A 19062-nucleotide genomic window follows, 5' to 3' on the forward strand; every position below is an offset into this window, starting at 1 on the left:
CCGTGCAGACCCGCCGCGACCAGGTACAGGCCCAGTCCTACGTGCTGGGCAGGCTGACCTCCGCGCTGGTGATGGCCGAACCGGAGGCGTTGGAGAACCCGCACCGGCGGATCGTCGTCGGTACCGTCGTCGGCGTCCTCCTCGCCGGGCTCGTCGTCGCGGGCTTCACCGTCTACGGCTTCCTGCGGCCGGGCGGCGACACGGCCTGGCGCAAGCCGCGCACGCTGATCGTCGAGAAGGACACCGGCGCCCGCTACGTGCTCGTCGCCGGCGCGCTGCGGCCCGTGCTCAACTACGCCTCCGCGGTGCTGCTGCTCGGCGGCCGCCCGCCGATGACCTCGGTGTCGTCGGCGTCGCTGCGGTCGGTGCCGCGCGGGCTTCCGCTCGGCATCGTCGGCGCACCGGACACCCTGCCGCCGGCGGGCGGCCTCACCGGCACGTGGTGGAGCGTCTGCGCCGCGGCGGGCGCGACCGGTGGCACCGTACCCGCGCTGGCCGTCGACCGGCGCCCGGCGCGACCGGAGGACGACGACGGCGCCCTGCTCGTCCGCGGCCCCGACGAGCAGCAGTACCTCGTCTGGCACGGCCGGCGGCTGCGGCTGGCCAGGCCCTGGGTCGCTCCGGTGCTCGGGCTCGACGGGCCCGCCGTCGACGTGCCGGCCGCCTGGCTCAACCAGTTGCTGCCCGGACCGGACCTCGACGGCCTGCCGGTCGACGGACGCGGCGAACCGGGCCCGGCCATCGACGGCACGGCGAGCCGCATCGGCCAGGTGTACGTCACCCGCGTCGCGGGCACCCCCGACCGGCACTACCTGCTGCGCCGCGACGGTCTCAGCCCGCTCGGAGCCACCGCCCTGGCCCTGGCGCTCGGCGATCCGGCCACCGCGACCGTCTACGGGACGGCCCGCGTCGAGCCGATCCCGCTGACCCCGGGCGCGTTGAGTCAACTGCCGCACTCGACCCGCCCCGTACTGCCGGACGACGTGCCCGCGGCCCAACCGGCCCTCCTGCCGCCGCCGGCCACCGGCGCCACCTGGTGTGTTCGCCGGCGTGGCGAGATCGCGGCGGCGACCCTGACGGCGGACGGCCCGGCCGCCCCGATGCCGTCCGCCGCAACCGGCACCGCGCTCGGCATCACGCGGACGGCGCAGACCGCGGCGGCGGTGCGCATGGCGGCCGGTGTCGGCGGCCTCGTCCGTCTCGGGCGGGCCGAACAGGCCAACGGTGGCGCGCTGTTCCTCGTCACCGACGCCGGCGTGAAGTTTCCGGTACCGAGCGCCGACGTCGCGAAAGCGTTGGGATACAACGCCACCGCGGCGGGTCTGGTCGCGCCGGCACTGCTGGACCTGTTGCCGACCGGGTCGGTCCTCGATCCGGCCGAGGCGAGGAGGTGACGTCACCCGCCCACCTGACCCAACCCGACCGCAACACCAGCACGGAAAGGAAACCCGGACATGGCCAATTCCATGGGAAACCAGGTCGATGAAGCAACCATCCGCCAGACCCTGTCGGCGTTCGAACAGGCGATGGCCAACACCAACGCGGCGCTCCAGTCGGTCGACGCGGTGTCGTCGTCGGTGCCGTGGCACGGCGAGGCCGCCGCGCGGTACCGCAACGCACTCGCCAACTGGATGACCGGCCTGCGCGACGTCCAGAAGGGCCTGACCGACCTGGAGAGCGCGATGAACAGCCACCTGCAGGTGTCGGGCAACGCCGAGAACGAGGCGTCGCAGATGTCCAAGTGGTACATCAACTGAGGAGAGAGAAGATGGCGACCTACGGTCTGGATCCCAACGGCCTGCTCGATTCCGGCATGGAATTGCGCGGCGTCACGAAGTCGGTTGAGGCGGCGCTGCACGAGCTCGACGGCTACGTGCAGAAGTTCATCGCCGCCAACGCCGGTGGCGCGGCCGACTCGTACCGCCACGCGCAGCAGCTGTGGAACAACGGCCTGACGAAGATGAACAGCTCGCTCGACCAGGGCGCCACGGCGCTGGACAACATCCGCGACACCTACCACATCGCCGATACGCAGGGCGCATCCCTGTTCGGCGGCCAGGTCTGAGTCGGCGGGAGGTGCCATGCCGAACATCGAGGTCGACGACGCGTTCATGGGACAGGTCGAGAAGACGCTGCGCCAGCTGGGCGTCGACATCGCGGCGAGCCCGCACGGGCCGCTCGCGAACTTCACGGTCAAGGCCGGCGGGAAGAACTTCTTGCTGGGTCTGGCCGTCACCGAACGGGTGAAGTCGATGACACAGGCGGTCGACTCGACGCTGACCCAGCTGTCGTCGACCGCGACGAACCGGGCGAACCAGATCTCGCTCTACCGGATCGTGACCGACGACGCCGAATCCCTCAACGACACGTCGGCGCAGGACTTCCTGCGCGACGCGCCGAACTGGGTGCAGGCGAACGCTACCACCAAGTGAATCCGAACACCTGAAAGGACGGGCGGGGTCGATGGCGCCGAATGATACGGGCACATGGAACGGGGTCAGCCAGCTGGACTGGGTGCCTACGCTGCAGACCGTGCTCGACGGGGACGCCGGCGACATCGACCCCACACGGGTCACGGCGTCCCGGTGGGTCACGCTGGACGCGGCGTTCGGGGGCACCTTGGAATACAGCAACCAGCATCCGTGGGAGCATTGGATGCCCTTGGACTCCAACCACCTGGGCTGGAACTACATCACCATCTACCGCGTCATCCGCCAGGGCAGAGGCAGTGCATTCCAGCTGCTGCGGGCCAAGTTCGACTTCTTCGAACCCAGCGGCGACATGTCACCCGCCCGGCAGGCCCAGCAGCTCGTCGCGCTGAGCGACAAGGTCGTCGGCGCCCTGCGCACCAACCCGCTGTTCGACGCCTCGACCTTCACCGCCGCCGCCGACGTGCTCGCCAAGGTCATGGACTGGCTGCGCAACTCCGGCGAACCGACGATCGCAGGGCTGACTAACCAGATCGACAAGGACGAGACAGGCTTCAAAGGAACCGCCGCCGAGGTCTTCATGTGGGCGCTGCACGATCTGAGCGCCGGCCTGGACCAGCTCCAGACGTTCGTCACCGAACCCAGCAGCTGGATCGTCCTGCTCAACGAGGCGGCGGCCGCGATCACCAAATTCAGGTCCGCGCTGGAGAACGCCTGGACCGAGTTCAAGAACTACAGGTACTACGACCCCAACTGGCTCCTCGCCGATGTCATCCATTCCATCGAGAACCAGGCCGACTCCTACTACAAAAACAATGGGTGGGTCGGCGCACGTGACGCCAAATGGAACTTCGACTTCAGCGCCATCACCGGACTCGGCGTCTACAACCTCGGCAGCCAGGCCGGCTGGGACCAGCTCAACGACGCGATGAAGGTCACCTGGACGCAGAAGCACACCGCGTTGGAGACGGCGGCGCGCACCGCCAGCCGTGACCTGATCGCCGCCATGAGCAAGCTGTGGGAATCCCTCGGCCGCGGCATGGGAACCATCCAGCACCTGCCGCCGCCCAACGGCGTCACCGATCCCACCCAGGACCCGAACAAGGATCCCAACGACCCCGACGGTGACGGCGAGAGCGGCATCGACATCAACGACCTCCTCAAGAACGGCGGCGGCGGGGGCGACGGCAACGGGGGCGGCGATGGGGGCGGCGACGGCGGCATCGACATCAACGACCTCCTCAAGAACGGCGGCGGGGGCGGCGACGGGGGCGGCGGCGGCAACAACCCGCCGACCTTCGAGAGCGGCGGGTCGGATTTCGGTGGCTTCAACCTCCCGAACGGGCCCGGCGGCTCCGGATCGAACACGGAGCTGTTCAACACTCCGCCAGGGACCGACTTGAACGACGGTCCCGGTTTCGACCCCGCCAGTCTCACCAGTTCGGGTTTTGGCGGCAGTGATTTCCCGGGTTCCGGCGGACCCACCGGCACGTCGGGCTTCAACGGCTTCGCGCTTCCCGGGATCGGTTCGGGATTCAGCTTCCCCGGCTCGGGTCCGGGTGGGTCGGGCGGCGCACCCGGCGGCGGCAACCGGTTCGGCGGCGGTGCGTCCGCCCCGGGTCTCGAACTGCCGGAGAACCGAGGCGGTGTTCTGATCGGCCCCATGGGCGCGAGCCCGCCCGGATACACCGGTCCCGGACCGCTCGAAGACATCCTGCGCAGCGAGGGCATCGAGATCGCCGGGGCCGCGGCGGGTGGTGGGCTCGGCGGCGGCGCCGGCCTCGGCGGCGCCGGCCTCGGCGGCGGCGGTGGCGTCAGCGGCGGCGGCGGCTTCGGCGGCGCCGACGGCACCGGATGGGGCGCCGGGTCGAACGGCGGGGTTGCCGGCGACGGCTCCACCCTCGGCGCGCCGGGCTCCGGAACCGGCACCTCCCCAGGTACGACCACGGGAACCACCCCGGCGAACGCCTCCGGGTACCCGCCGATGATGCCGCCGATGGGCATGGGCGGCATGGGTGGCATGGGCGGCCGCGGCGAGAACGAGAAGGAGCGCGAACGCACCACCTGGCTCGCCGAGGACGAGAAGGTCTGGGGCACCGACCCGGACTGCGGCCCGGCCGTCATCGGCGCCGACGACGACGCGACCCCGACCGGCACGCCGGTCACCGACCGCTCGTCGACGCCACGCTCGCGGCCGCACCAGCCCGCGCACACCCCGACGCGCGCCCGACACTGAAACCCGACACTGAATGGAGAAGACAGTGCCCGACAACCGCCAAGAACTCGAGAGCATCCACGCCGAATACGAGCGGACCAAGGCCGCCATCGGAGGGGCTCAGGCCGGCGTGCTCGCCGACTCGACCACGGTGACGTCGAAGAACCGCGAGCTGTCCGTCACCGTCGACGGCCGCGGCGAGCTGACCGGAATCGCCTTCCGCACCCGCTCGTACCGGACGATGTCGCCGACCGAACTGGCGACCCTGCTCGTCGACACGATCCGGGCCGCCCGCAGGGAGAGCCTCGGCAAGGTGGCCGCGGCGTTCGAGTCCGTGCTGCCGGCCGGCCTTCCGCTGCTGGACATCATGAGCGGCCCGATCGACGTCGACACGATGATGAGTGACGCGGTCGCGAAGATCATGCGGGAAAGGCAGCGGTCATGAGCTCCCCGCTCTACCTCAACGTCGAGACGGACGGCCTCACCGAGGCGATGCAACCGGTACAGGACCACGTCCGCACCACACTCAAGAAGTACTCCGGGACGATCGACGGCATTGGCTCGGTGGTCGACGCGGTCAAGACCGACGAGGACACGAAGATCCTCCAACAGAGCAACGCGGAGATGGAGGCTGTCCGGATGCTGCTGGTCTCCCTGCAGGGCCTGGCGGCCGGCGACGAGACGTCGATCGCGCTGCTGGCCGCCAACTTCAACTTCGCCGAGGACCAGGCCATCGACCAGGCCTCGGGATGGAACGGACGGCATTGACCACGGGTCGTCCGATGTCCGCTTTGATCGGATTCAATGAGCGGGGAAGTTCGTGCGCGCCATGACGCGGACGGACTTCCCCGCTGATGCGTCGTTGTCTTCGGCACGGGTGCCGGAAGCGGCGTTGGCGTACTGAGCGGACACTTCGGAGCGCCGCGGTCCCGACGATGTCCTGATCTCGGCGCTGATTCACGCAAGCGGCGGCGCGCCGCTGCGACGGGTCCGGACCAACCACAGCACCACCAGCGCGAGCAGGGTGGCGCCACCGAGCGTGCCGCACAGGAGCCACGCCCGGGTCACGGCCGGATCCCCGGCCGACGCCTCCGGAAGGCTGACCGGTGGCCGGTCCGGCACCGTGCGCTGGCCGCTCGCCACGTCCACGGTGGTGGCGGCCGCGTACGGATCGACCGTTCCCGGCCCACCCGTGCCGGGCCGCTCGGCGGTGTCGAGCAGCCGGGTCCGCACGGCGGCCTCGGAAAGCTCCGGATGCGCCGCCCGGACCAGCGCCGCGGCTCCCGCCACGAACGCCGCGGCGACACCGGTGCCGCCGACACCGTAGTGACCGATGCCGCTAGGCCCCGGTACGACCGCGCCCTGCGCGGGTGCCAGCACGTCGACGCCGGCCGCTGGGCCGGTCACCTCGGTCGGTTTGCCGTCGACGGCCACCCCGCCCACCGCCAGCACCTGCGGATCGGCCGCCGGGAACCAGGCCGCCGGCGGCCGGCCGGCTTCTCCGCGGGTCCGGTCGTTGACCGGTGCCACGACGAGCGCGTCGTGGGCGACGGCGTCGGCCACGGCGGCGCGCAGGTCCGGGTTGTCCTCGGCGAGTCCGGTGCCGACCAGGATGACCCTCGCGCCCCGCCGGGCGGCCTCCCGGATCCCGGTCGCCAGTGCGGCGGCGGTGACCCGTCCCTGCGGGTCGATGATCCGCACGGGCAGGATGCCGGCGCCGGGAGCCATGCCCACGACGCCGCTGCCGGGCACCGGCCGGCCGGCGATGATCGCCGCGAACGCAGTGCCTCGGCCGAGGCAGTCCGTCGTCGCCGGGCCGCCGGACACGACGTCGACGCCGCCGTCCACCGCGCCGGCGAGGCCCGCGGCCCCGGCACTCACCCCGCTGTCGAGCACCGCGACCGTGACACCCTGGCCATCGGTCAAGCGGGACAGCAGATAGGGGGCCATCCGGGCCGTCGCCCACGGCAGGTCCCGCACGGTGACCGCGGACGCGCCGACACATCCGGACGCCGGCGCGGGCAGGGCCGGCGGCGCCGGATCGGCGGCGGCCTCCGCCGCGGGCAGGGCGAGCGCCGCGACGGACGCGGCAGCGAGCACGACCTTCAACCGCATCGGTACCCGCCCCTAACCGTCGAGCTTTGCGCGCAGAGCGCGCATGGCGTAGAAGGCCCGCGACTTCACGGTGCCGACCGGGATGCCGAGTCGCTCCGCGACCTGGGCCGGACTGTGGCCGCGGAAGTGCAGCTCGATCAGCACTTCCAGATGATCGCGTCGCAGATCGGCGAGCGCGTCGCGGAGGGCTCCCACGGCGAGCATTTCGCCGATCGGGTCCGCGGCGACGGACAGCTTGCTGAGATCGTCGACCATCAGTTCGGCGGGGCGGGCGCGGCGCGCCCTCAGGTGGTCGACGACGAGCCGGCGGCCGACCGTGTACAGCCAGGGCCGGAACGCGTCGGGGTCGATGTCGACCTTCTCGCGCAGATGTCGCCAGGCCCGCAGGAACGTCTCCTGCACCAGGTCCTCGGCGAGTTGTACGTCACCGAGAAGCAGTTTCGTGAGGTAGTCGCGCAGGGCGTGGCGGTGCCGGGAGTGCAACTGCCACAACCGGTCGGCGGGAGTCGGGCACGTTATCGTGAGCATCTCGGCTCCGTCCAAGTCTGGTTGACGGTGGTTTCTGATCAGGCGGCGGCTTCGCGAATGAGGTTGGCCACCGCGACGGGCTGGGAGACGTAGATGGCGTGACTTCCGATCGCTTCGACAACCGCCGATCCGGCCCGGTCGGCCATGTACCGTTGCGCCGGCGGTGGGATCATCCGGTCCTCGGTGGCGACGAGGTACCAGCTGGGCCGGTGCCGCCAGGCCGGCTCGGTGACGGCCCCGGTGAGCGCCTCCACCCCCCACGGAACCTGCGCGTCGGCCATGAACGCGGCCAACGACGCCGGCAGGTCGGCGGCGAACGCGTCGTGGAACCGCGTCCGGTCCAGGTGCAGGAAGCCGTCGCGGGGCGGCAGGATCGGCGGCACCGGCGCCCCGGCCGGCGGGTCGGCGATCAAGGTGCTGACCGACTCGCCCTTGTCCGGGGCAAACGCCGCGATGTACACGAGCGCCGCGACGTTGGGGTGCGTTCCGGCCGCGCTGATGACGACGCCGCCGTAGGAGTGGCCGACCAGGACGGCGGGGCCGTCGAACGCGTCGAGGACCCGGTGGGTCGCGGTGACGTCACCGTCGAGCGACAGCGTCGGGTTCTGGACAATCCGCACGTGGAAACCGTCCGCGGCAAGGTCGTCGTAGACGCCCCGCCAGCCGGATCCGTCCACGAAACCGCCGTGGACGAGCAGGATGTTCTTGATCGTCGTCATGGTCACTCCCGGCCACTGCGTTCGTTCGATGCACTCCATACAAGCGGCGCGGAGTGCAGGGGACCACGCAGAACAGCACGCAGAAGTGGTGCCCGAAAGTCACCCGGTGGCGGTCGCCAGCTGCTGGCAGCGGCGGCTCGCGTCGGCGTCGTCGATCGCGACGTACGCCTCGGCGGCCCGCGCGTACGTGCGCTGGCTCTCGGCGCGCCGGCCCTCCTCGGCCAGCAGCTCCGCCAGTGTCTCCAGAGAGCGGCCCTGCAGGGCGAGCAGTTGAGCCTGCGCCATGAGGCCGGTCGCCTCGGTGAGCTTGTCGATCGCTTCGGGCCGGCGGCCGAGCAGTCCCAGACACTCGCCGACGCGGGCGAGCACGAGCGGCCGGGTGAACGCCACGACGCTCGGCGTCACCCCGGCCCGGTCGTCGTTCACCAGCGCCCACAGGTCGAGGTACTGCTCCAGCGCCTCGGCGTGGTGTCCGGCGTCGCGAAGGCAGCTGCCCAGGGCGCCGAGACACTGGCAATACGAGTCGATGTCGCCGACGGCCTTGAACATGTCCGCCGCCCGGGTTTCCGCCGCGATGGCGTCCTCGATCCGGCCGAGCCGTCGAAGAGCGCCGCCCGCGAGGTGGTGCGCCGACGCGATCTCCATCGTGGCACCGCTGCGGGTGGCGAGGTCCAGCGCCCGGTCCGTGTACCGCAACGCGGCCTCGGGATCGTCTCGTGGCACCAGATGCACCCAGGCCAGCGAGTTCAGCTGCCCGGCCTGCCGCGCCGGGTCGCCCAGGGCCTCGGCGGCCGCGGCGGCGAGGGTGAACACCTCGTGCCAGTGCGGACCGTGCATCCATTGGTCGGAGAAAGGGTCCAACGCATCCGCGCAGTCCAGAATGACCGCGTGCTGGTCGCCCTTCGCGGCGTACCGCAGTGCGCCCAGCCAGTGTTCGACGTTCGCCCGCAGCCAGTGTTCGGCCTCCTCCACCGAGGACAACGGGAGATCGGCGTCGGGCCGGTCGGGACGGCGGTGATCGGGTCCGAACCACCGCCCGGCGGTGGTGGCCATGCGCAGCAGCCACGCCATCATCCTGGCGGTGACGGCGTCGCTTTCGACCGACGTGTCCTCCCGCTGGAGCCGGTCGCGGGCGAAGAGCCGGACCAGGTCGTGGAACCGGTAGCGGCCCGAGGTGGTGTCCTGCAGCAGACCGAGGTCGACGAGTTCGTCGAGGGCGTCCCACGTCGCCTCGATCGAACTTTCACCGAGCACGGCGGCGAGAGCGGCGTCGAAGTCCGGACCCGGCACGAGGGCGAGCCGACGGAAGACCCGCCGCGGTGAGCTCGCCAGCTGCTCGTAGGACAGTCCGAACGCGGTCGCGATCTTGAGATCGCCGGCGCTGAGCTGGTCCAGGCGGCGCTCCTCGTTCGTCAGCCGCGCCGCCAGGTCGACGGCGTTCCAACCGGGCCGGCTGACCAGCCGGTTCCCGACGATCCGCAGCGCCAACGGCAACCCGCCGCACAGCTCCGCGAGCTGGTTCAGCGCGGGCTCGCCGTCCGATGTGGAGCGTTCGCCCAGAATTCCGGTCAGCAGTTCGGTGGCTTCCTCCAACCGCAACGGGCCCAGGCTGAGCCGGCGAACACCCTCCAGGCCGGCCAGCAACCGTCGGCTGGTCACCAGAACCCGACCCGCGCCACCCGCCGGCAGCAGAGCGCGGACCTGTTCTTCGGACCCGGCGTTGTCCAGCACGACCAGCACCCGGCGGTCCCGTACCAGCGACCGGTACAGGGAGGCGCGGGACGGGGGGTCGCCCGGCACCTGCTGTTCCGCGACGCCGAAGGCGCGGAGCAGCAGCCGCAACGCGTCGTCGATGGCGACGGGTTGCTGGGACATCCCGTACAGATCGAGGAAGTACACGCCGTCCGGGAAGATCGGCCGCAGTGCGTGGGCGGCCCGGACCGCGAATGTGGTCTTCCCCAGGCCGGCGGGTCCGGTGACGAGTCCCGCTCCGGCGGCACCCGGGACGCCTCCCCCGTCGACGAAGTCGTTGATCCAGGCGAGCTCCGCGGTTCGTCCGGTGAAGTCGTCAACGGAACGCGGCAACTCGCACAGGCCGGTCGGACGCGTCCAGCGATCGCGTAGGCGGCCGTCCCGGGCCCGGGCGATGAGCTGCTCGCGGGCGGCCTCCCCGAGCGCGAGCGCGTCCGCGAGAGCGGTCACGGTCCGATGCTGAGGCCCCCGGCTACGCCCGCGCTCCATGTCCGACAGCGTCCGGGCACTGACCCCCGACGCCTCCGCGAGCTGCTCCAGCGTGAGGCGCGCCGCGTGCCGGTGACCGCGCAGCAACTCCGCAAAGCCGGGCGGTTCCGTGACCGGGGACCCCATCGTCGACCTGGACTACTGCCGGATCGGCAGCATCGCCGGCGCCACCGCCGGTTCGCATCGCAGCAGGCGCGCGCCGACGTGTCCGTTCGCGACCATACGCGTCTCCCCTGCGGGCGTGCGGATTCCCGGTCAGTACATGGGGTTCCGTACCGAAGGATAGTCCTCACAGCGCGACGCCGGGACCGCCGATCAGCCCTTGCCGGTGCCTGACGTCAGCGGGCGCTGATCGCCGCTGGGCCCATCACGAAATCGGGGTCGATCTGTTCGGTCAGGTCGGTGCCGGCCTGGCCGTTGCCCCACGCGAACGCGTTGCGGCGGTGGAACTCGTGCGCGTGCCGGGTGAAGGCATCCCAGTCCTGCACCGTCGCGTCGACGGCCGCGTGCATCTGGTCGAGAACCGCGCGGTTGGCCGGTTCCAGCGCTGACAGCGGTGCCAGGTGCCCCCGTTCGGCGTTCTTCACGTACACCGAGCGGCCGACCCAGCAAAGCAGGTCGTCGCCGACGTGTTCGCGGAGGAACGCCACGTCGGTGTCGTCCTCGACCTTGTTGCCCACGACCGATACGGCCACGCCGTAGTCCCGCGCGTGGCCGAGATACTGGCGGTAGACCGCGATACTGCGCACGGTCGGTTCGCAGACGAGGAACGTGCGGTCGAACCGGGTGAACATCCCCGACGCGAACGAGTCCGCGCCCGCTGTCATGTCGACGACCACGTACTCGCCCGGGCCGTCGACCAGGTGGTTGAGCAGCAACTCGACCGCTCCGACCTTGGAGTGGTAGCAGGCCACGCCGAGGTCGGCCTCGGTGAACGCGCCCGTGACGGCCAGGCGCACGGCACCGACCGGGCGCACGCACGCCGCATACACCGGGTTCTGCTCGACCACCCGCAGCAGCCGCGACCCGGGACCGGGCGGGGTGGTCTTCATCATCGCGTCGGACGATGCGATGCGCGGGTTGTCACCGCGCAGGTGGTCCTTGATCGTGGCGAGGTGCTCGCCCAGCGGCGGGATCGTGCGCGCCTGGTCCTCGTCGGCGCCGAGGGCCACCGCCAGGTGCTGGTTGATGTCGGCGTCCACGGCCAGCGCCGGACGACCATCTTCCACGAGATACCGGACGAAGAGCGAGGCGAGCGTGGTCTTCCCACTGCCGCCCTTACCCACGAACGCGACCTTCACCGGACAGACTCCGATCCACTCTTTACGAAAACGGTTTTCATGACCAACAGTGTAGGTACCGGGGCCGCGAGGCATTAGAACTTCGCCGGGTGGTCGCACATTAGAATGAAAACCGTTTCCAGCAAGACAAAGCGTGGAACACCACGTCAGCGTCGATGGTCTGCCGATCGGCGCGCACCCGTCGCGGCGTACGGACGTGAGGATGTGCTCTAGCGGGTGTCGACGCAGATCGAAGCCGAACTACCCGGTACCCACCAGCGCCCGCCGGTGCGGCCCCGGTGGACCGACACCGCACAGCGCGTCGCGCGACGGTGCCGGGAGCTCGGGAGCCGGGCCAACGTCTCCCGGCTCGACCGGGGCCGGACTGGGGCGCCGTTTCTCGAGACCAATGCGCGCGGCACGTTCCTGATCACCGCCGGGCGGCATCGTGACCGGCATGCATTACTCCCGCGAGCAAGGCGGCGATTCTGGCCGTCACCCGCTCGTTCGCCCGCCTGCTCGCCGACGACGGCATCCGGGTCAACGCGGTCACTCCCGGACCGGTCGCCTCGGCCACGACCGAGGCGATGGATCCGGTAGCCCGCTCGGCGCTCGCCCGCTCCGTTCCGCTCGGGCAACGATTCGGCTCAGCGGACGAGGTGGCCCATACCATCTGTCACCTGGCGTCGTCCGAGTCGTCATTCACCACCGGGGCCACCTACGACGTCAACGGCGGTCTTCGGACCGGCTGGACGCGGCTGTCACCGGTGCCCGGTAGGCCGACGATGTCATACGGGTCAGGTGTACAGCACGGCGTGGGCCAGGCCCCCGAGCAGTGTGGCCAGGGTGAGCGTGGCGCCGAAGGCGACGGCCCCGGCGGCGAGCGAGGCGGCGGGGTGCGAGCCGCGCAGATGGGCCAGCACGCCGGCGCCGACGGCGGCGAACATCGCGAAGACCACGGCGAGGGCCAGGGCGAACATGAAAAGGACGACGCGGATCGGCATGGAACACTCCTGATCAGACCGCACAGCGGCCCGTTGACGACGGGGCGTGCCCCATTGGTGGGAGTGCTTCCGGCCATGCTCCAGCTACGCTCTGCATAAGCGCAGGTCACGGTATGTTCCGGTGCGGTCCGGTGCGGATCCGGTCCGGGCGGAGGGAGGGCGGGGATGACGGCCAGCGACCGTGAGCACCCGCGGTACCGGTTCGCTCGCCGCCTCAACGAGCTGTTTGCCGTCGCGGACCTGACCAACGACCGGGTCGCCACCGTCGCCGACGAGCTTGTCCGGAACGGGCGGGTGCACGGATTGACGGACGAGGACCGGCGGGCATACCGGCGGGTCAACGGGAAACGGCTCAGCGAGTGGCGCCACCCACGCGAACCGGCGGTACCGCAAGGGTGGGCACAGCTCGCAGCGGTACTGACCGCGCTGGCGGAGAGGGCCCGTCGGAAGGTCGGCGAGCGCGTCGAACTGTACGACATGACGGCGTGGCGGCAACTCTACGACGAGGCCGCCAAGAGCAGGCGTCCCGCCGACGCAACCGGACCTTCAGCGTCGCAGGCCGCGATGACGGGCACCGTTGACCCCGACAGTGCGGCTGCCGGTACGGGATTCGGCTCGACGCCAGGTGCGGCGCGGTTCACGCTACCGGCGCGGGAGGCGGCCTTCACCGGCCGGGACCGGGAGTTGGGCGCGGTCGTCGATGGTGTGGTGGGTGCCGCACGGGCGGGCGGGATCGTCGCCATTCACGCCATCGATGGAATGGCCGGGGTGGGCAAGACAACATTCGCGGTGCAGGTGGGACACGTGCTGGCCAGCACGTTTCCGGATCGGCAACTGTTTGTCGATCTCAAGGGACACACCGCCGGTCAGGTCCCGAGCGATCCCGCCGACGCGTTGGCGAGTCTGATCACCGCTGAGGGGATCTCTCCGCAGCACCTGCCGGCCGGGTTGGATGAGCGAGCCGCGATGTGGCGAGCGTTGATGGCGGACAAACGCGTGCTGCTGATCCTGGACAATGCCGCCCACAGCGATCAGGTACGTCCGCTGTTACCCGGTTCGCCCGGCAGCCTGGTGTTGGTGACCAGTCGCCGCATGTTGGCGGACCTCGCGGCCGCATCGGTAGCACTGGACACGCTGAGCCCGGACGAGGCAGAGCGCATGTTCGTGCGACTGGCTGCTCGGGCGGTCGACGAACCCGACGACGTGACCAAACTCGTTGCCCGATGCGGATATCTGCCGCTGGCAATCTCGTTGTTGGCGGGGGTACTGAACAAGCATCGCCGGTGGACCGTACGGGACCTGCTCGACGAGTCGGCCGCCGACATCCTCGGCATGAAAGCCGAGAGACGAACGCTCGCAGCCGCTTTCGATCTTTCTTATCAGGCACAGCCCGTCGAGGTCCGTCGGCTGTTCCAGGTACTCGGGTTGCACCCGGGCATTGAATTCGAGCCGTTCGCCGTCGCGGCGCTTGCCGACGTCACGGTGGACACCGCACGGTCGTACCTCGATGACCTGTCCGGCGACCATCTGCTGATCGAGCCGGCACACCGGCGGTACCGCATGCACGACCTTGTGCGCGAGTATGCCCGAAGCCTTGCGGAATCGATGGATGCCGACGAGCGGGATCAGGCACTCGATCGGTTGCTCGACTTCTACGAGGATGCCACCACGGCGGCCGACGCCCGGCTCCGAGATCTGGACGCGGTCGACCGAACGCCGCGCCGCGGGCTGCCCGCCCTGGCCGATCGACGCGCGGCGCTGACGTGGCTGAGCACCGAGATTGCCAGCGTGACCGCATGCATCGACCTGGCGGCCCGCGATCATCGGGCAGCTCGCGTCCTGACCCTCACCTCAGCCGTCGCCGCCTACCTGCGCGCCGCCGGACCGTGGGAGCAGGCTCGCCGGCTGCAGGTCGCCGCCGTCACCGCTGCCCGGCACGTCGACGACCCCGGGGCCGAGGCAGCGGCATTGACTGAACTCGGCACCGTCGAGGAACGCCTCGGCGACTATCCCGCCGCGGCACGCGCCCTCGACAATGCGCTCAGCATCAACCACGACCTCGACAATCGACGCGGTCAGGCTGACGTACTCGCCGAACTGGCGGTGGTACGCCACCTCAGCGGCGACTACCCAGGCGCCGTCCAGGCGTTGAACTCGGCGCTCACCATCTATCGCGACGGTGGCCACCGCGACGGCGAGGCCGGCGTCCTTGCCGAACTGGGGGTGGTCCACCGCGTCACCGGCAACCATCGCCAGGCGTCGGACGTTCTCACGCAGGCCCTGGCGATCTTCCGCAACCGATCGGACCGCCAGGGCGAGGCAAAGGCCCTGACCAACCTGGGCCTGGTGCAGTGGTCCACGGTCCACGTCGCAACGGCCATTGACACCCTCGTCGACGCGCTCGCCTGCTTCGTGGACCTGGACGACCGTATCGGTGAAGCCGACACCCTCCACTATCTTGGGCTGGCGAAGACTACGGCAGCGGACCTTCCCGCCGCCGACCGCGACCTCCAGCGGAGCCTGCGCATCTGCGGCGACATCCGGTACCGGCACGGCGCCGCAGGCGCCCTGGTCGCCGTCGGCGACCTTCGGGTGCTCACCGGGGCCTACACGGAATCCGCGGCAGTCTGCGATCAGGCGAACCGGATCTACTCCACCCTGGGCAACCTGCACGGGCAGGCAAGAAGCCTCCTGTATCTCGCACAGGCACACCGCCTCGCCGGGAACCGGTTGGAGGCGCACGCGGCATTGGACGGTTCCGAACGACTATTCGACGAGCTCGGAAATGAACCGGGCATGGCAGCCGTCTTCGAGCAACGCGGCCATTTCGCCTGTACCGCAAGGGATTACACCAGCGCACTTGAATTCTACGACAGGGCTCTTCAGGGCTCTCGCGACTCGCCGGTCGAGGCGGCAGCGTTCAACCACCGGGGAATCGCACTACGGCTGCTGGGCCGAATCGACGACAGCATGTCCGATCACACACGAGCGCTGGGCATTGCGCGCGCCACCGGCTATGTGCGGCAGGAGGCCAAGAGCTTGGATGGACTCGGACGCTGCGAACTCGAACTCGGACGCATCGCCAAGGCTGCGGCCGACCTCGCTCATGCTGTGGAGCTTTACCGCATCGCCGCACCGGTCGATGCGGCGCAGCTCGCCCTCGACCTACAGCACCTCACGGGAATGCCCGCCGAGCGTCAATAGCCTACGAGGCCGCCGCGCTGGCCGATCTCGGCCGTGCGTATGCCGGCGCCCAACCGACGGCTGCCCGGACCGCCTTCACGCAGGCTCGCGACATCTATGCATCTCGGTGTCGATCCGGACGGCGGCCAGCGGCGACCTCGTCGAGCAGTCGGTCCAGTTCGGTGACGTCGGCGGTCCGGCCGAGCCGGCAGTACAGGTCCCTCGCCGACTCGAACGCTTTCCACGCCGCCCCCGGGTCGACGTCGACGTATGCCCGGCCGAGCGACGTCAGCGCCGCGGCCTCGTAGGAGAGCCAGCCGCGGGTGCGCCAGATGGCGACGGACTCCGACAGCCTGGCCACGGCGTCGCCCGCCCTGCCCTCGGCCAGGTCGATCTCGCCCAGCACGGCGAGCGCGTCGGCGGCGTGGTGGTCCATCCGGTACTCGCGGCTGATCGACAGTGCGTTCTCCGCTTCTCCGTGGGCCCTCGCGTCGCCCTGGGCCAGATGAATCCGGGCCAGGGTGATCAGGCTGAGCGCGCCGGTGTAGTCGTCGCCGAACCGACGCGAGATCGCCAGCGACTCGGTCAACAACCGTTCGCCGGCGGCCAGGTTGCCGAGTTCGCTGTGGCCGATGCCGAGGAACTGCAAGACGGTCGCCTCGTAGCGGCAGTTGCCCAGCCGCCGCGCCGCCGTCAGCGCGCTCATCAGCTCGCTGATCGCCGCCTCGAGCTGCGCCTGCTCGCGACGCGCCACCGCGAGGGCCACGTGCGCGCGGGCCTGACCGCCGAGATGCCCCGACCGGTCGGCGAGCCGGAGCGCCCGCTCGGCGTACTGTATCGCCGCGGCCTGCTGCCCCTGGGCGGCAAGCGCCCACGATGCCATGACCGTGGCATCGGACATGCCGCGGAGGTCGCCGAGTCGGGTGAACATCTCCAGCAGCCGCGTCGAGCTCTCGTGCGCCTCGGCCATCGCCTCGCCGCCGTGGTGGCTCCTGACCCAGGTGCGCACGTCGATCAGCCCACGCAGCATGACGGCCTGGCCGCGCAGGTTTCCGGCCCGGCGGCACACCTCCATGACCCGGGCGTTGGTCGCCTCCCAATCGCTGTACATGCCACGCAGGTCGAAGTACTTCTCCAGGCACCCGGCCAGATCGAAGGCGACCTCGTCGAGGCCGATGTCACTGGCCTGGCGTACCGCGGACACCAACGTCGCCCGCTCGGCGTCGAACCATGCCAGCGGATCGAGGTGCAGCACCTCGACACGCTGCCAGTCGATCACCGGGCGCGGGGCCGAACCGCTGATCGACGCGTAGCACGGGCCGGGTATCCGTTCCGCGATCCGCTCCGCGACGGCGAGCCAGGCGCCGAAGCCACGCGTCAGCACGCCGGCCAACTCCTCCGCGCCGTGCTCGATTTCGGCCCGTTCCCGCGCGTACAGCCGGACGAGATCGTGGAACCGGTACCGGAACTGGCCGGCGCCGTCCTGGCTGGTCATGAGCAACTGGGCGTCCACAAGGGATTCGACGTGGCGGCCGGCCTCCTCGACGGTGGTGTCCAGCACGGCCGCGGCCAGCAGGACGGTGAAGTCGGGCACGGCGAACATGCCGAGCCGGCCGAACAGCCGTCGGGCGTCCGGGTCGAGCCCGTCCCGGCTGAGTGCCAGGGAGGCGCGGACCTCCAGGTCGCCGGCCGTCAGGTGGTCCAGCCGGTGCCACTGGTCACCGAGGCGCTGGACCAGATCCGACGGGCGCCAGGCGGCCCGGCTGGCCAGGCGTGCCCCGGCGATACGCACCGCGAGCGGCAACCGCCCGCACAGTCGAACGATCTCGACCGCCGCGGCGGGCTGCCGGGCGATCCTGTCGTCGGCGACGACCGACGCCAGCAGCCGTACCGCGTCGGCGTCGGACAGCACATCCAGGTCGAGCCAGCGGGCGCCCTCCACGCCGGTGAGCCGGCGCCGGCTGGTCACGAGCACGGCGCAGGTGGGTGAGCCCGGCAGGAGCGGCCTCACCTGCTGCTCCGACGCGGCATTGTCGAGGACGATCAGGACCCGCCGCCCGGCCAGCCGGCTGCGGTAGAGCGCCGACCGCTCCGCGAGGTCCGCGGGAATGGCGCGCCAGTCGACGCCGAACGCGCGGAGGAACCGGGCCAGGACCTCCGCGGGATCCAGCGACGAGTGTTCCGCGCCATGGAGGTTCACGTGGAGCTGGCCGTCGGGGTAGGACGCGGCCAGCCGATGGGCGATGTGGACGGCCAGCGCGGTCTTGCCGACGCCCGCCATGCCCGCGATGCCCGCCACCATCAGCACGTGCGGCGGGTCGTCGGTTCCCCGGTCCAGCAGCCCCGTCAACGTCCGCAGGTGCTCGGCGCGGCCGGTGAAGTCGGGGATGTCCGGTGGAAGAAGGGCCGGGCCGAGAGCGGCCACCGGTGCGACGCCGGTCGGCGGCAGGGAGGTCCGGCCCGGCGACCCGACCAGGTCGTCGGCCCGGATCTGGCGGTGCAGCGTGCGTAGGTACGGACTGGGCCGGGTACCGAACTCCGCGTCGAGCACGTCGCTGAGCCGGTTGTAGACCGCGAGCGCCTCCGGCCGCCGTCCCGCCCGGTGCAACGCCTGGATGTACAGGCCGTTGATGCGCTCACGGAACGGGTGTTGGGCAACCGCAAGGGCCAGCTCCGCTGTCATCTCGGCATGGCGGCCGAGATACAGGCGCGCCTCCGCCTGGTCTTCGACGGCGGCCAGCCGCGACTCCTCCAGCCGCGTGGTGAAGGGCACCAACCACTCCTGCTGCCCGAGCCCTTCCATCGCCGGGCCCCGCCACAACCCGAGCGCCCGGGTCAGAACGTCGGCCGCCGCCTCGTGCCGGGCCTCCGCCAACGCCTGCCGGCCCTCGACGACCAGGGCGTCGAAAACACCGACATCGCTCTCGTCGGGCCGCACGTCGAGCACGTAGCCGCCGGCGACCGACCGGGGCCGGACGCTGTCGGCGGGTGCGGCCCGCGCCAGGGCGGTCCGCAGCGCCGACATGTATGAATGGAGGTTGGCGCGGGCGGAGGCCGGCGGCCGATCGCCCCACAGCGCGTCGACTATCTCGTCGGTGCCCACGACGGTGCCCGCCCGCAGGAGCAGAAACGCAAGCAGGGACCGCTGTTTACGGCGTGGCAGCGCGACCGGCAGCCCGGCGCGATCGCGCATCTCGAAGGGACCGAGCAAGCGGAAAGCGGGCATCTGAACCCCCAACGGTCGGCCACCGGCCGCGCCATACATCAATGTATGGCAAGTCGCGTAGGGCCGTTCGGCACACTTCCCCTGCCGATCCGCCGCGTCGATCAGGCGGATTCGCACAGCGA

At 70.8% G+C, this 19062-nt stretch carries 15 protein-coding genes and 1 pseudogene; 9 read left to right on the forward strand and 7 right to left on the reverse strand.

Annotated elements, in window-relative coordinates:
- Positions 1-2 precede the first annotated feature (2 nt).
- The 7 genes from eccB (at position 3) to Vau01_RS49695 (ending at position 5412) form a co-directional block, all read left to right on the forward strand.
- Positions 3-1394 carry a type VII secretion protein EccB gene (gene eccB / locus Vau01_RS49665; RefSeq protein WP_204008100.1) on the forward strand — a complete coding sequence of 464 codons (1392 nt, stop codon included), beginning with the start codon at positions 3-5 and terminating at the stop codon, positions 1392-1394.
- Between the two features lie 60 nt (positions 1395-1454).
- Positions 1455-1757, forward strand: a complete 303-nt coding sequence (locus Vau01_RS49670) for a WXG100 family type VII secretion target (RefSeq protein WP_204008102.1) — start codon at positions 1455-1457, stop codon at positions 1755-1757.
- A gap of 11 nt (positions 1758-1768) precedes the next feature.
- Positions 1769-2065: a WXG100 family type VII secretion target gene (locus Vau01_RS49675; protein ID WP_204008104.1), complete on the forward strand. Its 297-nt coding sequence runs from the start codon at positions 1769-1771 to the stop codon at positions 2063-2065.
- A gap of 16 nt (positions 2066-2081) precedes the next feature.
- Positions 2082-2432 carry a hypothetical protein gene (locus Vau01_RS49680; RefSeq protein WP_204008106.1) on the forward strand — a complete coding sequence of 117 codons (351 nt, stop codon included), beginning with the start codon at positions 2082-2084 and terminating at the stop codon, positions 2430-2432.
- Positions 2433-2514: 82 nt separating this feature from the next.
- Positions 2515-4665: a hypothetical protein gene (locus Vau01_RS49685; RefSeq protein ID WP_204008108.1), complete on the forward strand. Its 2151-nt coding sequence runs from the start codon at positions 2515-2517 to the stop codon at positions 4663-4665.
- Between the two features lie 25 nt (positions 4666-4690).
- Positions 4691-5089, forward strand: a complete 399-nt coding sequence (locus Vau01_RS49690) for a YbaB/EbfC family nucleoid-associated protein (protein ID WP_204008110.1) — start codon at positions 4691-4693, stop codon at positions 5087-5089.
- Complete coding sequence (locus Vau01_RS49695) at positions 5086-5412, forward strand: hypothetical protein (RefSeq protein WP_204008112.1); 327 nt, start codon at positions 5086-5088, stop codon at positions 5410-5412. The genes Vau01_RS49690 and Vau01_RS49695 overlap by 4 nt, the downstream gene beginning before the upstream one ends.
- A gap of 189 nt (positions 5413-5601) precedes the next feature.
- On the opposite strand, the gene Vau01_RS49700 is transcribed toward Vau01_RS49695, so the two are convergent.
- The 5 genes from Vau01_RS49700 to Vau01_RS49720 form a co-directional block, all read right to left on the reverse strand.
- Complete coding sequence (locus Vau01_RS49700; protein ID WP_204008114.1) at positions 5602-6759, reverse strand: S8 family serine peptidase; 1158 nt, start codon at positions 6757-6759, stop codon at positions 5602-5604.
- 12 nt (positions 6760-6771) lie between these two features.
- The gene (locus Vau01_RS49705) at positions 6772-7287 is read right to left on the reverse strand and encodes a sigma-70 family RNA polymerase sigma factor (protein ID WP_204008116.1); all 516 of its coding nucleotides are present in this window, start codon (positions 7285-7287) and stop codon (positions 6772-6774) included.
- Between the two features lie 38 nt (positions 7288-7325).
- The gene (locus tag Vau01_RS49710) at positions 7326-8006 is read right to left on the reverse strand and encodes an alpha/beta fold hydrolase (RefSeq protein ID WP_204008118.1); all 681 of its coding nucleotides are present in this window, start codon (positions 8004-8006) and stop codon (positions 7326-7328) included.
- A gap of 99 nt (positions 8007-8105) precedes the next feature.
- A complete protein-coding gene (locus Vau01_RS49715) occupies positions 8106-10373 on the reverse strand; it encodes an ATP-binding protein (RefSeq protein WP_204008120.1) in 2268 nt (755 codons plus the stop codon).
- Positions 10374-10585: 212 nt separating this feature from the next.
- Complete coding sequence (locus Vau01_RS49720) at positions 10586-11548, reverse strand: ATP-binding protein (RefSeq protein WP_204008122.1); 963 nt, start codon at positions 11546-11548, stop codon at positions 10586-10588.
- Between the two features lie 440 nt (positions 11549-11988).
- On the opposite strand from Vau01_RS49720, the pseudogene Vau01_RS65475 reads away from it, so the two are divergent.
- Positions 11989-12255, forward strand: a pseudogene (locus tag Vau01_RS65475) (SDR family NAD(P)-dependent oxidoreductase); the annotation flags it as partial.
- Between the two features lie 69 nt (positions 12256-12324).
- On the opposite strand, the gene Vau01_RS64025 reads toward Vau01_RS65475, so the two are convergent.
- Positions 12325-12531: a hypothetical protein gene (locus Vau01_RS64025; protein ID WP_239152562.1), complete on the reverse strand. Its 207-nt coding sequence runs from the start codon at positions 12529-12531 to the stop codon at positions 12325-12327.
- A gap of 165 nt (positions 12532-12696) precedes the next feature.
- Between Vau01_RS64025 and Vau01_RS49730 the strand changes: the two genes are divergently transcribed.
- A complete protein-coding gene (locus Vau01_RS49730) occupies positions 12697-15735 on the forward strand; it encodes an ATP-binding protein (RefSeq protein WP_204008123.1) in 3039 nt (1012 codons plus the stop codon).
- A 94-nt stretch (positions 15736-15829) separates the two neighbouring features.
- Here Vau01_RS49730 and Vau01_RS49735 read toward each other — a convergent pair whose 3' ends face one another.
- A complete protein-coding gene (locus Vau01_RS49735) occupies positions 15830-18940 on the reverse strand; it encodes an AfsR/SARP family transcriptional regulator (RefSeq protein ID WP_204008124.1) in 3111 nt (1036 codons plus the stop codon).
- Positions 18941-19062 lie beyond the last annotated feature (122 nt).

Source organism: Virgisporangium aurantiacum (genome assembly GCF_016863635.1).
GTDB lineage: Bacteria > Actinomycetota > Actinomycetes > Mycobacteriales > Micromonosporaceae > Virgisporangium > Virgisporangium aurantiacum.

Bases quoted from the DNA above. Each gene is read 5' to 3' on its own strand.
- Vau01_RS49735 (WP_204008124.1), bottom strand. From the start codon at position 18,940: ATGCCCGCTTTCCGCTTGCTCGGTCCCTTCGAGATGCGCGATCGCGCC.
- Vau01_RS49680 (WP_204008106.1), top strand. From the start codon at position 2,082: ATGCCGAACATCGAGGTCGACGACGCGTTCATGGGACAGGTCGAGAAG.
- Vau01_RS64025 (WP_239152562.1), bottom strand. From the start codon at position 12,531: ATGCCGATCCGCGTCGTCCTTTTCATGTTCGCCCTGGCCCTCGCCGTG.
- Vau01_RS49710 (WP_204008118.1), bottom strand. From the start codon at position 8,006: ATGACGACGATCAAGAACATCCTGCTCGTCCACGGCGGTTTCGTGGAC.
- Vau01_RS49730 (WP_204008123.1), top strand. From the start codon at position 12,697: ATGACGGCCAGCGACCGTGAGCACCCGCGGTACCGGTTCGCTCGCCGC.
- Vau01_RS49705 (WP_204008116.1), bottom strand. From the start codon at position 7,287: ATGCTCACGATAACGTGCCCGACTCCCGCCGACCGGTTGTGGCAGTTG.
- Vau01_RS49695 (WP_204008112.1), top strand. From the start codon at position 5,086: ATGAGCTCCCCGCTCTACCTCAACGTCGAGACGGACGGCCTCACCGAG.
- Vau01_RS49700 (WP_204008114.1), bottom strand. From the start codon at position 6,759: ATGCGGTTGAAGGTCGTGCTCGCTGCCGCGTCCGTCGCGGCGCTCGCC.
- Vau01_RS49675 (WP_204008104.1), top strand. From the start codon at position 1,769: ATGGCGACCTACGGTCTGGATCCCAACGGCCTGCTCGATTCCGGCATG.
- Vau01_RS49715 (WP_204008120.1), bottom strand. From the start codon at position 10,373: ATGGGGTCCCCGGTCACGGAACCGCCCGGCTTTGCGGAGTTGCTGCGC.
- Vau01_RS49670 (WP_204008102.1), top strand. From the start codon at position 1,455: ATGGCCAATTCCATGGGAAACCAGGTCGATGAAGCAACCATCCGCCAG.